This is a genomic window from Streptococcus sp. ST16, from assembly GCF_046098135.1.
In the GTDB taxonomy this organism is placed as follows: Bacteria; Bacillota; Bacilli; order Lactobacillales; family Streptococcaceae; genus Streptococcus.
The window spans coordinates 85,629-101,627 of the sequence record NZ_JBJUSE010000004.1 but is presented as its reverse complement, the minus strand read 5'-3'; the positions used below and the strand labels follow the sequence as shown (position 1 = coordinate 101,627).

Annotated in this window: 12 protein-coding genes; 7 read left to right on the top strand and 5 right to left on the bottom strand. The window is 41.4% G+C overall.

What is annotated here, in order from left to right; all coding sequences use genetic code 11:
* The first annotated feature begins 91 nt into the window (after positions 1-91).
* The 4 genes from ACIY14_RS04290 (at position 92) to ACIY14_RS04275 (ending at position 8,615) form a co-directional block, all read left to right on the top strand.
* Positions 92-4,603, top strand: a complete 4,512-nt coding sequence (locus ACIY14_RS04290) for a S8 family serine peptidase (RefSeq protein WP_409001650.1) — start codon at positions 92-94, stop codon at positions 4,601-4,603.
* A gap of 496 nt (positions 4,604-5,099) precedes the next feature.
* Positions 5,100-6,017 carry a glycine--tRNA ligase subunit alpha gene (gene glyQ, locus ACIY14_RS04285; RefSeq protein ID WP_409001649.1) on the top strand — a complete coding sequence of 306 codons (918 nt, stop codon included), beginning with the start codon at positions 5,100-5,102 and terminating at the stop codon, positions 6,015-6,017.
* 259 nt (positions 6,018-6,276) lie between these two features.
* Positions 6,277-8,313 (top strand): glycine--tRNA ligase subunit beta, encoded by a 2,037-nt coding sequence (gene glyS, locus ACIY14_RS04280; RefSeq protein ID WP_409001648.1) that lies wholly within the window; start codon positions 6,277-6,279, stop codon positions 8,311-8,313.
* 44 nt (positions 8,314-8,357) lie between these two features.
* Positions 8,358-8,615 (top strand): DUF896 family protein, encoded by a 258-nt coding sequence (locus tag ACIY14_RS04275; protein ID WP_000377481.1) that lies wholly within the window; start codon positions 8,358-8,360, stop codon positions 8,613-8,615.
* 82 nt (positions 8,616-8,697) lie between these two features.
* Here the strand turns inward: ACIY14_RS04275 and ACIY14_RS04270 are convergent, their stop codons facing one another.
* Genes ACIY14_RS04270 through ACIY14_RS04260 form a run of 3 tightly spaced genes read right to left on the bottom strand, consistent with a single transcriptional unit; the run spans position 8,698 to position 11,513 of the window.
* Positions 8,698-9,942, bottom strand: coding sequence for an NAD(P)H-dependent oxidoreductase (locus ACIY14_RS04270; protein WP_000673667.1), 1,245 nt, complete (start codon positions 9,940-9,942; stop codon positions 8,698-8,700).
* 17 nt (positions 9,943-9,959) lie between these two features.
* A complete protein-coding gene (locus ACIY14_RS04265) occupies positions 9,960-10,565 on the bottom strand; it encodes an NADPH-dependent FMN reductase (protein WP_000915929.1) in 606 nt (201 codons plus the stop codon).
* A gap of 18 nt (positions 10,566-10,583) precedes the next feature.
* On the bottom strand, positions 10,584-11,513 hold the full coding sequence (locus tag ACIY14_RS04260; RefSeq protein WP_409001721.1) for an FAD:protein FMN transferase: 930 nt from the start codon (positions 11,511-11,513) through the stop codon (positions 10,584-10,586).
* Between the two features lie 307 nt (positions 11,514-11,820).
* On the opposite strand from ACIY14_RS04260, the gene nox reads away from it, so the two are divergent.
* The 3 genes from nox to pdxT all read left to right on the top strand — a co-directional run bounded on the left by nox (position 11,821) and on the right by pdxT (position 14,809).
* Positions 11,821-13,200, top strand: a complete 1,380-nt coding sequence (gene nox / locus ACIY14_RS04255; RefSeq protein ID WP_409001647.1) for a H2O-forming NADH oxidase — start codon at positions 11,821-11,823, stop codon at positions 13,198-13,200.
* Positions 13,201-13,351: 151 nt separating this feature from the next.
* Positions 13,352-14,227 carry a pyridoxal 5'-phosphate synthase lyase subunit PdxS gene (gene pdxS, locus ACIY14_RS04250; protein WP_409001646.1) on the top strand — a complete coding sequence of 292 codons (876 nt, stop codon included), beginning with the start codon at positions 13,352-13,354 and terminating at the stop codon, positions 14,225-14,227.
* Complete coding sequence (gene pdxT, locus ACIY14_RS04245) at positions 14,228-14,809, top strand: pyridoxal 5'-phosphate synthase glutaminase subunit PdxT (protein ID WP_409001645.1); 582 nt, start codon at positions 14,228-14,230, stop codon at positions 14,807-14,809. It abuts the gene before it with no gap.
* A gap of 19 nt (positions 14,810-14,828) precedes the next feature.
* Here the strand turns inward: pdxT and trhA are convergent, their stop codons facing one another.
* Both trhA and ACIY14_RS04235 read right to left on the bottom strand, forming a co-directional pair.
* On the bottom strand, positions 14,829-15,476 hold the full coding sequence (gene trhA, locus ACIY14_RS04240; protein ID WP_409001644.1) for a PAQR family membrane homeostasis protein TrhA: 648 nt from the start codon (positions 15,474-15,476) through the stop codon (positions 14,829-14,831).
* Positions 15,473-15,919, bottom strand: a complete 447-nt coding sequence (locus ACIY14_RS04235; protein ID WP_001087578.1) for a DUF1836 domain-containing protein — start codon at positions 15,917-15,919, stop codon at positions 15,473-15,475. The genes trhA and ACIY14_RS04235 overlap by 4 nt, the downstream gene beginning before the upstream one ends.
* Positions 15,920-15,999: the final 80 nt, after the last annotated feature.

Genomic DNA, 15,999 nt, shown 5'->3' with positions numbered 1-15,999 from the left:
TATTACATTTTTGTGACAATTCAGATTTTTATGAAAATTTTTGATTATTTGCGTTATAATAGGTATACTTTAAAGAAAAAGGAGATTATTTATGGATAGACGACAACGTTTTTCATTACGGAAATACAAATTTGGTCTTGCTTCAGTTTTACTAGGAACTGCTTTGGTTTTTGGAGCAAGTCAAGTCAGTGCCAATGAGCAGAGTACAGGTGAAAATCAAGCTCAAACTCAGGAAATCAAGACAGAGATAAAAGATGATAAACACTCAAGCTCTTCAACTGACCAAACCAATACTAATGTGATAGCTCCAGTAGCTGGAGAGAAACAGGAAGTTGAAACTTCTAAAGAGGATGCTAGTAAACAAGATGCTAGGGTAGAAGCCCCAGTTGATAAAACTGTCGAATCTCAAGAATCAGGAAAAGATAGCGCAGTTGCAAATGAAGGAAATCGAGGTGTCGTCCAAAAAGAAACAACAGTCGCTACCAGTACAGCTCCTGCCACTGAGAAGGCCTCTACCATAGAGAAAAAAGAGGCTCCAGCAACGACAACTCCTAAAACTGCTGGAGAAACAGCAACTACTGAAAAAGAACAAGAAAAAGCTGAGTCTGCAAAACCCAATAGTCTTTCAAGCAATGATATCATCACAGTACCGAAAACTTGGAAGGCTGGTTACAAGGGAACAGGGACCGTTGTTGCCATTATTGACTCTGGACTTGATTTGAATCATGAGGTTCTTCGAATTTCGGATCCGTCAAAAGCAAAATTTAAAAACAAGGAAGCCATCGAAGCAGCTAAAAAGGCTGCTGGAATCGATTACGGTAAATGGTATAGCGATAAGGTTGTCTATGCCTATGACTACTTTGACGGAACGGATAAGATCAAAGAAGCAGAAAGAACCTCTCATGGGATGCACGTAACAGGGATTGCTGCTGGAAATCCTGATAAAGAAGCACCGAATGGTGAAAAGGTCTATGGTGTAGCACCAGAAGCCCAAGTCATGTTTATGCGTGTCTTCTCAGATCGTCAAAAAACGACAAGTTCAGCCCTTTATGTAAAAGCGATTGATGACGCGGTTGCCTTGGGAGCTGATGCTATTAATATGAGTTTGGGATCTAGCACAGGTTCTATGGTGGATGCTGGTTCTGACATCGTGGATGCCATCAAACGGGCTCGTGCTAAGGGAGTATCTGTTCTCATCTCAGCAGGAAATAGCAATACATTCGGAAATGGTTATTCAAAACCACTAGCAGAAAATCCAGACTATGGCTTAGTTGGAAATCCATCCACTGTTGAAGACTCAATTTCAGTTGCTTCTGTCAACAACAAAACATTGACGACAGCAATCTTTGAAGTCAAAGGTTTAGAGGGGAATGCTAGCCTTCATAACGGAAAATTTGATTATAATCAACCTGAAGCAGATAAGGACTTTGAAAAAGGAAAAGAGTATGAATACGTCGAAGCAGGGTTAGGTCGTGAAGAAGACTTTGCGAAGTTGGATTTAACTGGAAAACTTGCCCTCATTCAGCGTGGAGCCATGAACTTTTCAGAGAAAATCAAAAATGCACGAAAACATGGTGCACTTGGTGCCTTAATCTACAATAATGTAGAAGGTGCAAACATTAATATGTCTATTGATGATGAAGCAAAGAAAATTCCTTCTGTATTTATTTCTAAACAGTATGGTGAAGCCTTAAAATCAGGAAAATACAGGATTGTTTTTAATGATAAGATGGATAATCGCCCTTCTGATGTAGCCAATCAGCTATCTGACTTTTCAAGTTGGGGAGTGACTACTGATGGACAATTGAAACCAGACGTGACGGCTCCTGGCGGCAATATCTACTCATCCTTTAATGACAATACCTACGGAAGTATCAGTGGTACTAGTATGGCGGCTCCGCACGTTACGGGTGTTGCCGTTCTGATTAAAGAATACCTTCAAAAACACCATCCAGAATTGACTCCTGAGCAAGTATCAGAGACAGTCAAGGCCTTAATCATGTCAACTGCAAAGCCACATGTCAATAAGGAAACAGGCACTTATACCTCTCCTCGTCAGCAAGGTTCTGGGATTGTGGATACAGCTGCTGCAGTCTCAACAGACCTCTATGTAACGGGTGAAAATGGTTATCCAAGTGTAACATTAGGAAATGTGGGAGACCAATTTACATTTAAGGTCACTGTACACAATATTTCAGATACTGACCGTACTCTCAAGATGGTAGTGAATACCAATACAGACGAAGTCCAAGATGGGAAATTCACCCTTCGACCTCGAAAACTAACGGAGACAGTCTGGCCTGAAGTGACGGTCAAAGCCCACAGCAGTCAAACAGTTACCGTTAAAGTAGATGCTCGAAGATTTGCTGCTGAACTCAGCAAACAAATGCCAAATGGCTATTTCCTTGAAGGTTTTGTTCGCTTTGTAGATCCAGCAGATGATGGGGATATTGTGAGTCTTGCATTTATGGGCTTCCGAGGAGAGTTCCAAAATCTCCCCGCTGTCGAAAAACCAATTTATAACCTTGTTCGAGAAGGGGAAAATGGATTTTACACGGAAGTAGACAAGAAAAATCCTGCCGTTAACTCCTCTAATGATGCCACCTATCTCGCAACCTTGCAAAATGACCTTCTAGTTTCTCAAGGTCAACGCCAAGGACGCAGAATTACCGTTCTTGGGATCGAACAAAATGCTGAAGGTAAGCATGTTCTTCAGTTGGACGAAAAAGGGAATGTCCGTATTGCTATTTCTCCAAACGATGATGGAAACAAAGACCTGGTTGAGTACAAAACGGTTGCTTTGAGAAATCTTGTAAATCTTCGGGCAACTGTTTATGCGGCTACTGATACCAAGCATGAACATCCTATTTGGGAGGGCGATGCAAGGGATCTCCGTAAGAATTACTTTGATGGTGACAGTAGAAATCTGAAGAGTTATATTCTAGATAATACTGCTTGGAGAGGTCAGGATTTTGATGGCAATACTGTTGCGGATGGTTTATATGACTATGTTATTAGTTATACACCAGACGTTCCAGGAGCTAAAGAACAATACACGACCTTTAAAATTCAAATTGACACTCAAAAACCTGTTATCACGAGCGGTTATATTCGCTTTAAAGATGGAAACCAAGAATTCGTAGCTCGCAAACCAAAAGACGTTGGTCAAGGCGGTATCCTTTCAGAAAAAGTCTTCTACCTCACACCATTTGACCAGAAAGGGACCATGGTTCTAACTGGAAAGGACCAGTCTGGAACGCGTGCGTTTGAAAACACCCATCTGATTAAGGCCAATGCTGATGGTAGTTATACGCTTCCTAAGGATGTTGACAAGGCTAATATTTACTATCTTGTAGAGGACTACGCAGGAAATGTAGACTATATCTCGCTTGCCGAACTGGTACGTGATCAAAATAGTGGTCGAGTGAAAATCGCCTTGAAAGATGCAAAAACAAATCAGGATATTGATACCCTCTATGTCTATCGAATTAAAAATAGCAAGGGACAGTATGTCGATGTTGACAAGACAAAGGCGATTCATTTCTTACAGTTTGGTCATTATACGGCAGAAATTTTCAGTTATGACCGAACAGAATTGAAATTCATTAGTGCCTTGTCCCAAGAGTTTGACCTGACGGAAGAAAATAGTTTCCAAACCATTACTTTCCTAGCAAATCTCCTAGAATATGCACCAGTATCTGTTTCCTTCAATCAAGCAGTTCCAAAGACGACTACAGTGGTTCTGAGAGGAGAAGATGGTACAAGGATTACTCTTCCTGCTGAAAAATACGGTCAATACGCCTTCGGCAAGAAAGTTGCTACAGGTCGTTATACTGTACAAGTCACCTTGCCAACTGGATATGAACTCCTTGAAGATCTCGTTTCATTGCTCGTTCAGCCAGGTCGAAATAATGTTTTGCGTCTATCTGTCGTGTCTAAGTTAGCCTTGCTTGCTGCGGTAAATCAACAAAAAGAACTGGTAGAAACGTCTCGTTACTTTAATAGTAGTGCAGATAAGAAAAAAGCTTATGATCAAGCTTTCCAAGTAGCGCGGTCAGCCTTGTCAAGCAAGTTGAAGCAAGAATTGATTGATGGAGTTCTAGCTAGTCTTGAAGCTGCTGGTAAGGCTTTGGATGGAAAAGATTCGAACGTCGCGGCCTTGAAAGAAGCCATGAAAGCTTACTATGCAACGACTAAAACTGGACGATATGCTAATGCCAAGGAAAAAGTACGTCGAGCTTATGATCGTGCCTTCCAAGAAATCGCCTTACTAGCTGTGAATCCTAAAGTCAAACAGGATCAAATTGACCAATCTCTCATTGTCCTAGCAACAGCTAAAAGCAAACTAAATGGCAAGGCCACAGACTTCTCTAGTTTAAAGAAACTGGTCAAGGATGAACGTCTCTTTCAAGAAAAGAATGCGAGATTTATCTATGCAGATAAGAAAGAAAAAGCAGCTTATCTTCTAGCCTTTAAAGAAGCTCAGGGACTCTTAAATGATCCAGGAGCGAGTCAAGAAGATGTCAAAGATGCCATTACAGCATTGAAACAAGCCAAGAAAAATCTTCATGGCAAAAAACCAAAAGCGAAAAGACATCCTTAAACAGGACTTTCTGAAGCTTTACTATTAAATGAGTCTGGAACTTTGTTTTCAGACTCATTTTTGGTTTACACTAGCTAGAAAATCTGCTATAATACTAGCTAGGAAAGAAAGTCTTATGGCGTTCTTCAAGCGAGCTTGGGATAGTGGGAGCCAAGTAGGACAAGGTAAGAAACTGGCGCTTTCTGTCGTATTTTTTAAAACAATGAAGTAATAAATTAGGGTGGAACCGCGTTTCTGACGCCCCTAGGTCACAGACTTAGGAGCAAAGACACGGTTCTTTTTGTATCCAAAGTCACAAGAATTTATAAAAAGGAGTAAATAATGTCTAAAAAATTGACTTTCCACTGCGTCAGTGGCATAGACCTCCTTACAGTCGGACTGTCCCATGCTCAGCACTAGGGTGCTGAGCTAGACGCAGTACTAACTCGTCTTGCCTCGTATAATCTACGAGGCAGACTCGTGTCGCAAGAAATCATTTTTTATTAAGGAGTATTCAATGTCTAAGAAATTAACATTTCAAGAAATTATTTTGACTTTGCAACAATTTTGGAATGACCAAGGTTGTATGCTCATGCAGGCTTATGACAATGAAAAAGGTGCGGGAACAATGAGTCCGTACACTTTCCTTCGTGCTATCGGACCTGAGCCATGGAATGCGGCTTATGTAGAGCCATCACGTCGTCCTGCTGACGGTCGTTATGGAGAAAATCCTAACCGTCTTTACCAACACCACCAATTCCAAGTGGTCATGAAGCCTTCTCCATCAAATATCCAAGAATTGTACCTTGAGTCTTTGGAAAAATTGGGAATCAATCCTTTGGAACACGATATTCGTTTCGTTGAGGATAACTGGGAAAATCCTTCAACTGGTTCAGCTGGTCTTGGTTGGGAAGTTTGGCTTGATGGCATGGAAATCACTCAGTTCACTTATTTCCAACAAGTTGGTGGATTGGCAACTGGCCCTGTGACTGCGGAAGTTACCTATGGTTTGGAGCGTTTGGCTTCTTACATCCAAGAAGTGGACTCTGTCTATGATATCGAGTGGGCTGATGGTGTAAAATACGGAGAAATCTTTATTCAGCCTGAGTATGAGCACTCAAAATATTCATTTGAAATTTCAGATCAAGAAATGTTGCTTGAAAACTTTGATAAGTTTGAAAAAGAGGCTGGTCGCGCCTTGGAAGATGGCTTGGTTCACCCCGCCTATGACTATGTTCTCAAATGTTCACACACCTTTAACCTGCTTGATGCACGTGGTGCAGTATCTGTAACCGAGCGCGCTGGCTATATTGCTCGTATCCGTAACTTAGCCCGTGTCGTAGCCAAAACCTTTGTCGCAGAACGCAAACGTCTAGGCTACCCACTTTTGGATGAAGCAACACGAGCTAAACTCTTAGCAGAAGACGCAAAATAGTGAGTAATACTGTGCTCTAAAATCGTTAGAGGCAAGTCGAAGCCTTGCTAGAGGGATATGCACCGCTGTACTGTTATGTGGGGATTTTTGAAACCTTAGGTTCAAAAATCAGTCAGCTAAATCCACTTTGATGAGACTGTTGGAAATCTTGATCAATTTTGCATTAGATTTCCATACAGACTCATAAAGTTAGTTAGCGACGTCCCCAGTACCTAAGGTGCATATCAAAAAAGATTGAAGAAGATGTAAAGGAAAAAACATGACAAAAAACTTATTAGTAGAACTCGGTCTTGAAGAGTTACCAGCCTACGTGGTAACTCCAAGTGAAAAACAACTAGGTGAAAAAATGGCAGCCTTCCTCAAGGAAAACCGCCTGTCTTTTGAAGCCATTCAAACTTTCTCAACACCACGCCGTTTGGCTGTTCGTGTGACTGGTCTTGCAGACAAACAGTCTGATTTGACAGAAGATTTCAAGGGACCAGCAAAGAAAATTGCCTTGGATGGTGATGGAAACTTCACCAAAGCAGCTCAAGGATTTGTCCGTGGGAAAGGCTTGACAGTTGAAGATATTGAATTCCGTGAAATCAAGGGTGAAGAATATGTCTATGTTACCAAGGAAGAAGTGGGTAAACCAGTTGAAGCCATTGTTCCTGGTGTTGTAGATGTCTTGAAGTCCTTGACTTTCCCTGTCAGCATGCACTGGGCTAACAACACCTTTGAATACATCCGCCCTGTTCACACTTTAACTGTTCTTTTAGATGAAGAAGAGTTTGATTTGGATTTCCTTGATATCAAGGGAGATCGTGTGAGCCGTGGTCATCGTTTCTTGGGACAAGAAACTAAGATTCAGTCAGCTTTGAGCTACGAAGAAGACCTTCGTGCACAGTTTGTAATCGCGGATCCTCGTGAACGTGAGCAAATGATTGTTGACCAAATCAAGGCAATCGAAGTTAAACATGGTGTACGCATCGAGATTGATGCTGACTTGCTGAACGAAGTCTTGAACTTGGTTGAATACCCAACTGCCTTCATGGGAAGTTTTGATGCCAAATACCTTGAAGTTCCAGAAGAAGTTTTGGTGACTTCGATGAAGGAGCACCAACGTTACTTCGTTGTTCGTGATCAAGACGGTAAACTCTTACCAAACTTCATTTCAGTCCGTAACGGAAACGCAGAGCATTTGGAAAATGTTATCAAGGGTAATGAAAAAGTCTTGGTAGCACGCTTAGAAGATGGAGAATTCTTCTGGCGTGAAGACCAAAAATTGGTCATTTCAGATCTTGTTGAAAAATTGAACCATGTGACCTTCCACGAAAAGATTGGTTCTCTTCGTGAACACATGATTCGTACAGGTAAGATTGCCGTCCTTTTGGCGGAAAAAGCTGGTTTATCAGTGGATGAAACGATTGATCTTGCCCGCGCAGCATCTATTTACAAGTTTGACTTGTTGACAGGGATGGTTGGTGAGTTTGATGAACTCCAAGGAATCATGGGTGAGAAATATGCCCTTCTTGCTGGGGAAACTCCAGCAGTTGCGGCTGCCATTCGTGAACACTACATGCCTACATCAGCGGACGGAGCTCTCCCAGAGAGCAAGATTGGAGCCATTCTAGCCATTGCAGACAAATTGGATACGATTTTGAGTTTCTTCTCAGTAGGCTTGATTCCATCAGGTTCTAACGATCCTTATGCCCTTCGTCGTGCAACTCAAGGTGTAGTTCGTATCTTGGATGCTTTTGGTTGGCACATTGCTATGGATGAGTTGATTGATAGCCTTTATGCGTTGAAATTCGACAGCTTAACTTATGAAAATAAAGCAGAGGTCATGGACTTTATCAAGGCTCGTGTTGATAAGATGATGGGTCCTACTCCAAAAGACATTAAGGAAGCAGTCCTTGCAAGTTCGAACTTTGTCGTGGCGGATATGTTGGAAGCAGCAAGTGCTCTCGTCGAAGCAAGCAAGGAAGAAAACTTCAAAGCGTCTGTTGAATCTCTCTCACGTGCTTTCAACTTGGCTGAGAAAGCTGAAGGATCTGAAACAGTTGATTCTGCTCTTTTTGAAAATGAAGAAGAGAAAGCCTTGGCGGAAGCAGTAGAGTCACTCGTTTTATCAGGGACTGCAAGTCAGCAATTAGAACAACTCTTTGCGCTTAGCCCAATTATTGATGCTTTCTTTGAGAATACTATGGTAATGACCGATGATCAAGATATTCGTCAAAATCGATTGGCCATCTTGTCGCAATTAACCAAGAAAGCAGCTAAACTTGCACGCTTTAACCAAATCAATACCAAGTAGACTCTCTATTAAACGAACTGTATCTTTTTACAAAGGAGATAAACATGGATTCAAAAAAAATCGCTCGTATCAACGAGCTCGCTAAAAAGAAAAAAACAGAAGGCTTAACTTCTGCTGAAAAAGTAGAACAAGCTAAACTTCGTGAGGAATACATCGAAGGCTATCGTCGTGCTGTTCGTCACCATATTGAAGGAATTAAGATTGTTGATGAAGAGGGAAATGACGTTACACCAGAAAAACTACGCCAAGTGCAACGTGAAAAAGGTTTACACGGTCGCAGTTTAGATGATCCTAACTCATAAAATGAAAGGGGGCTGTAGATGATTTACAAGCCCTTTTTCTGTTGTAATAACAAAAGGAGCCAAATGGCTCCTTTTTGGTTTCTTAGTTGCTTGCACCAGAAGTAGCGTCTGCGCCACCACCGTGGCCTCCCGCATCACCTGAATCAGAAGCGCCAGAAGTAGCATCAGCGTCTCCATGACCTCCAGCAGCAGGAGCAAATGGTCCGCTACCACCTACCAAACGTTGACCCGTTTCTTTTAGGTACCAGTCAAGCCATGGTTGGAAGTTAAAGACAATTTCATTGATACCAGCGTATGATCCGTCAGGATAGTACATCGCTTGGTAGTTGTGAGTATTGATGACGCCTGCAGGAGAACCTGGAACGATCGTACGGACGTATTCTTGGTTTCCGTTGCGAAGTGTTCCGATGACCCACTCTACATTCTTCATACGTGCTGGTGGAAGAGAATTGTGAACAGTCGACATACGGTTACCTGATTGAGGTGGTACACGTTTGGCAAACATGGTGTCTGGATCTTGGTGAGCGTTGTTGTAGTAGAGGAATTGGTTGTTATCGTCAGCGTATGTCAATTCAAATGGCATAGCTTTCAAGAACATATCAATTTGGTTAACTGTCAGGATACCGTGGTCCAGTTTGACATAGGTATCACCAGAAACAGCTCCAGTGATTGCAGCAACTTTTTCTACCCATTCTGGATCGTCAGGATCAACTTCTGTAATGGTTGTAGCGATTGGTTTTCCACAATCCAAGTCTTCTGGTTCAATTGGTTTTGGTTTTTTCAATTTTGAAACGACTCCTACGTATTTTACAAAGTTATCTAAGCAAGTTTCAAGGAATTTAACAGTTCCTTCATTAGTGATATTTCCGTCGTTATCAAAAGCTTCCTTAGCTTTACCAAGAAGGAATTCATTACCTGGAAGCGTGTAGGCATTGACACCTGGAGCATCAAGGATTTTACGGAGGTGAACTTGGGCACGTGATGTTCCTTGGTCGTAGTATGATGCACCTACAATCATAACAGGCTTGTTTTCAAATGGATGAACTTCGTATGAAAGCCATTCAAGTACAGATTTGAGTGAAGCTGAGATAGTGTGGTTGTGCTCAGGAGTGGCGATAATGACACCATCAGCACGTGTAATCTTGTTATACAAGAAGCGCAATTGGAAACTTTCGTCCCATTTTTCGTCTTGGTTAAACATTGGAACTTCGTCGATTTCAAGAACTTCTAATTCAAATTTGAATTTGAAATTTCGACGGATAAATTCCAAGAGTTTGCGGTTATATGATTGATCGTAGTTTGATCCAACAAGTCCAACAAATTTCATTCTTTCAGTCTCCTATCTTACAAATTTTCCCAGTCGAATTCTTCAGCATCTTTGCGAAGCAATTCTTGTGCATTGCGCAATTTCTCAGTAATCTTCACAAAGATACGGAAGTCATCAAAGATGGCATCTAATTTTTTAATAACATCAAGGTCAACCAAGTCACCACTTGGGTTAAATGCTTGAAGAGAGTGAGAAAGCAAGAATTCATCTGGAAGAACATTTGCCTTAATTTCAGGAGCGTTCAAGATTTGACGAAGTTGCAATTGGGCACGAGATGAACCAAGGGTACCATAAGAAGCACCAGTAATCATGATTGGTTTGTTCAAAAGTGGGTAGATACCATAAGATAACCAAGCAAGAGCGCTCATCAAAACTGCAGGGATTGAGTGGTCGTACTCAGGAGTACCGATAATGACACCATCAGATGCTTCAATTTTAGCAGCAATTTCAAGAATTTCAGCAGGAAGAAGTTTATCTGCTGGTTTGTTGAAAACAGGAATGTCCTTGATTTCAACGAGTTCAATCTCAGCCTTATCGGCGAAGTGTTTTTGCATGTATTGGAGCAATTGGCGGTTTGTAGAACGTTTAGAGTTCGTTCCAACAATGGCAATAAGTTTTAGCATGAGATTTCCTTTCTCTTTTTACATAATACAATTTTGAAGGCCTGAAGAACAAGCAAGGCGTCCCTCTTTGTCGATGAGGATGGCTTCGATACCATCTAAACTTTCGACTTGCCAGAGGATAGAAGCGCTTCGTTCTCCGAAAAGGCGTGTTGTCCATATCTCACCATCAACGGATTTATCTGAGACAATCGTTAGGCTAGCGAGATCGGTTTCGACAGGGAATCCTGTCTTACTATCAAAGATATGGTGATAGTCTTTTCCGTCTACTGTCAGGTGGCGTTCATAGATACCTGAAGTGACAACGGATTTGTTAGAAGCTGGGATGGTTAGGAGATGATTGCCACGAGGATTTCGCGGATCTTGAATCCCAATCTGCCAGGCTTTCCCTTCTTTGGCTTGGTTATTCCCGATGGTGAGGATATTTCCTCCGAGGTTGATCAAGGCAGAGGTGACACCGTGTGTTTTCAAATACTGGGCAACCTTATCTGCACTATAGCCCTTGGCTAAACAACCTAAATCAAGCTTCATTCCTTTCTTCTCTAAAAAGACAGTAGAGCTAGTCGGATCCAACTTGATAAAATGCGGGTCAACTAGAGGCAAGACGGCTTCGATTTCGTTTAACTCTGGAAGCCGTGCATCTGCAAATCCGATTCGCCAGGTTTGAATCAAGGGACCAATACTGATATTGAGATGGCTAGAGGGAGCTAAGCTATGCTCTAGTCCAAGAGCAATCAGTTCAAACAGGTCAGGATGAACCTTAACAGGTGTGATTCCAGCCTGGTAGTTGATTTCCATCAGTTCGGATTCTTGACTATTGGCGTTGAAGCGGTATTCGAGCTCTTTGAGCAAGTCAAAAGCGCCCTGAAGCAGGATTTCTGCCCGCTCATCTACTAATGAAATCGTGATAGTTGTTCCCATTAGCCGTTCAGAACGTGAATGAAGAGGCAAGCTACCAGCTCCTTTCTTTTCATAGGAAATCATTCAATATAAGTTGGTTAAAGAAAAATTAAACCCCTTACATTTTATTTCCATGTAACTAGCATACCATAAAGTCAGCGTTTTCACAAATGAATTTTGACAAAAAGTCAAGAAATATGCTCAAAATTAGAACGAAAACGATAGAAAAATAAGGCTTGTTAATAATAAGTGTATTTTTTTCTGAAAAAAAGAGAATTCTGAGCAAATACCTTGTAAACGCTAACAGTAAATGATATACTAGAAAAGTAAATCAAAAATTAAAGGTAGGAATTTTTCTATGAGTAAAATCGTTGTAGTTGGTGCTAACCACGCTGGTACAGCTTGTATTAATACGATGTTGGATAACTTTGGTCATGAGAACGAAATCGTAGTATTTGACCAAAACTCAAATATTTCATTCCTTGGTTGTGGAATGGCGCTTTGGATTGGGAAACAAATTGATGGCCCAGAAGGTCTCTTCTACTCTGATAAAGAAAAATTGGAAGCAAAAGGTGCTAAAATTTACATGAACTCACCAGTTCTTTCAATTGACTACGATAATAAAGTTGTGACTGCAGAAGTTGAAGGTAAAGAACACAAAGAGTCTTATGATAAATTGATCTTTGCAACTGGTTCAACTCCAATCTTGCCTCCAATCGAAGGTGTTGAAATCGTTAAGGGTAACCGCGAATTCAAAGCAACACTTGAAAATGTTCAATTTGTTAAGTTGTACCAAAATGCAGAAGAAGTCATCAAAAAACTTGCTGACAAGAGTAAACACCTTGAGCGCATTGCCGTTGTTGGTGGTGGTTACATCGGTGTTGAGCTGGCTGAAGCTTTCGAACGTCTTGGAAAAGAAGTGGTGCTTGTTGATATCGTAGACACTGTTTTGAACGGCTACTATGACAAAGACTTTACCCAAATGATGGCGAAAAACTTGGAAGACCATAACATCCGCTTGGCACTTGGTCAAACAGTTAAAGCAATCCAAGGTGATGGTAAAGTTGAACGCTTGGTAACAGACAAAGAAACATTTGATGTGGATATGGTGGTTCTTGCTGTTGGTTTCCGTCCAAACACAGCTCTTGCAGATGGTAAGATTGAACTTTTCCGCAACGGTGCCTTCCTTGTAGACAAGAAACAAGAAACATCTATCCCAGGTGTATACGCTGTTGGTGACTGTGCGACTGTTTATGACAATGCTCGTAAAGATACAAGCTACATCGCTCTTGCATCTAACGCTGTACGTACTGGTATCGTTGGTGCTTATAACGCTTGTGGACATGAATTGGAAGGAATCGGTGTACAAGGATCAAACGGTATCTCTATCTACGGTCTTCACATGGTTTCAACTGGTTTGACTCTTGAGAAAGCAAAAGCAGCAGGTTATAACGCAACTGAAACTGGCTTTAACGATCTTCAAAAACCTGAATTTATCAAACATGACAATCACGAAGTTGCTATCAAGATTGTCTTTGACAAAGACAGTCGCGAAATCCTTGGTGCACAAATGGTATCTCATGACCCTTCAATCGGAATGGGAATCCACATGTTCTCACTTGCTATCCAAGAGCATGTGACAATTGATAAATTGGCCTTGACAGACCTATTCTTCTTGCCACATTTCAACAAACCATACAACTACATTACAATGGCTGCACTTACAGCTGAAAAATAACAATAGCTGAGCTATCTGGCCTTAAATTAAGGTCGGATAGTTTTTTAATTAATCTGTACCCAGACAATTATTGTTTTTCTATCTTGTGGTTCATTCTTTTCTGGCTTAAAATGAAATGGTAGCTACCAATACAAGTGAAGAGAAAAAAGAAATGACTGAAAATCGTTATGAACTAAATAAAAACTTGGCTCAGATGCTCAAGGGCGGTGTTATCATGGATGTGCAGAACCCTGAACAGGCCCGTATTGCAGAGGCCGCTGGCGCGGCTGCTGTTATGGCCTTAGAGCGGATTCCAGCAGATATTCGTGCAGCTGGAGGTGTTTCCCGTATGAGTGACCCAAAGATGATTAAGGAAATCCAAGAAGCGGTCAGTATTCCAGTGATGGCCAAGGTTAGAATCGGGCATTTTGTAGAGGCTCAGATTTTGGAGACTATTGAGATTGACTATATCGATGAGAGTGAAGTGCTGTCTCCAGCTGATGACCGTTTCCATGTGGACAAGAAAGAATTCCAAGTTCCTTTTGTCTGTGGAGCTAAGGATTTGGGAGAAGCCTTACGTCGTATCGCTGAAGGAGCTTCTATGATTCGTACCAAAGGAGAACCAGGGACAGGAGATATCGTTCAAGCCGTGCGCCATATGCGTATGATGAATCAGGAAATTCGCCGCATCCAAAATCTCCGTGAAGACGAACTCTATGTCGCAGCAAAAGAACTCCAAGTTCCTATAGAATTAGTCCAATACGTCCACGAACATGGAAAATTACCAGTTGTAAACTTCGCGGCCGGAGGTGTGGCAACACCAGCAGATGCTGCGCTGATGATGCAATTGGGGGCAGAAGGCGTCTTTGTCGGTTCAGGTATTTTCAAATCAGGCGACCCTGTTAAACGAGCGAGTGCCATTGTCAAAGCTGTAACCAATTACCGAAACCCACAAATCCTAGCACAAATTTCAGAAGATTTAGGGGAAGCCATGGTTGGTATCAATGAGAATGAAATCCAAATTCTCATGGCTGAGCGAGGAAAATAGATGAAAATCGGAATATTAGCCTTGCAAGGTGCCTTTGAAGAGCATGAAAAAGTGCTAGATAAATTAGGTGTCCCAAGTGTTGAAATTAGAAACTTAGATGATTTTCAACTGCATCAGAGTGATTTGTCTGGTTTGATTTTACCTGGTGGTGAGTCTACGACAATGGGCAAACTCTTGCGTGACCAGCAGATGCTGGCTCCAATCCGAGAAGCTATTTTATCTGGCCTTCCCGTTTTTGGTACTTGTGCGGGCTTGATTTTGCTGGCTAAGGAAATCACTTCTCAGGAAGAGAGTCATTTAGGAACTATGGATATAGTGGTTGAGCGCAATGCCTATGGGCGTCAACTAGGAAGTTTTTATACAGAGGCAGAATGTAAAGGAGTCGGTCAGATTCTCATGACCTTTATTCGCGGTCCGATTATCAGTAGTCTTGGAGAGGATGTGGAAATCCTAGCAACAGTTGATGATCAAATCGTTGCAGCTCAAGAAAAAAATATGCTGGTGGCCTCTTTTCATCCTGAGTTAACAGATGATGTTCGCTTGCACCAGTATTTTATCAATATGTGTAAAGAAAAAAGTTGAGAAAAGATTCTCAACTTTTTTACATGAAATAAACAATAGCAATATATTGGAGAGCAGATGCCGCTAGGATAAAGAGATGCCAGATCATGTGGAAATAAGGTTTCTTCTTGGCATAGAATCCAGCTCCAACTGTATAACAGAGTCCGCCAGTTACCATGAGACTCCAGAAAATTGGCGTTGTTTGACTAATGATGGCAGGAATGATAGCCAGAACCAACCAGCCCATAATCAGGTAAAGGGCAAGGCTGAATTTCTCATTGACCTTTTTAGCAAAGATTTTATAGAGGATGCCAAAGATAGTTGTTCCCCACTGAATGGCAATGATCAGATAGCCAAACCAGTTATTCATCAAGGTCAATACGACTGGCGTATAAGAGCCTGCGATAGCCACATAAATCATAGAATGGTCGATGATCCGCAAGACGTATTTGTGGGTTGAACCATAGGCCATAGAATGGTAAATGGTTGACGAGAGGAACATGAGAAATAGACTGATAACAAAGATAGAAACGCCAAAAGACGATAAAAATCCATGTGCTTCATAACTATAGGTGGATGAAATAGGGAGTAGGATGAGCATGATAACAGCACCCACAGCATGGGTCACGCTATTAGCAATTTCCTCTCCAAAACTGAGTTTTTTACTGAGCTTTAGACTGATATTCATTGGATTTCCTCCTCTTCTTTGATAAGGATTAAGTCTAGAGTTTGATGATAGAGTTTAACCGTTTGACAGCTGGTTTGGATAATAGGATTTTCTGGATCAATCCCATGGTTCATGTAGTCCACAAAAGCGTCGTAGAGCTGGTCTGAGCTTGCTTGAGTTTGCAGAGTATTCAGTGTTTGAGCGATTTCTTGGATCGAAAAGACAGACTTGAGAGTAGTAATAGCAATCAAACGTGCAATCTGTTTGCGTTGGTATTTTTTCTTGTCTGGCTTTGTCAGGTAACCATGTTTGACATAGTTATTGACCATGGATGCTGTTAGTCCCTTGTCTTTATCTGGAGAGATAGGGGCACAGACTTGATTGACATAAAGCAAAACCTGATCCAGATAGAGGTCAATATTTGGAATGTCTTCCCATTTTGGGTAGGAAAAGTTAGAATTCATTTCCAACTCCTTTTTATCTAGTTTTGATAACTAGATTATAAAATAATAAAAAACAAAAGTCAAGTTTCAACTGCTTGTAG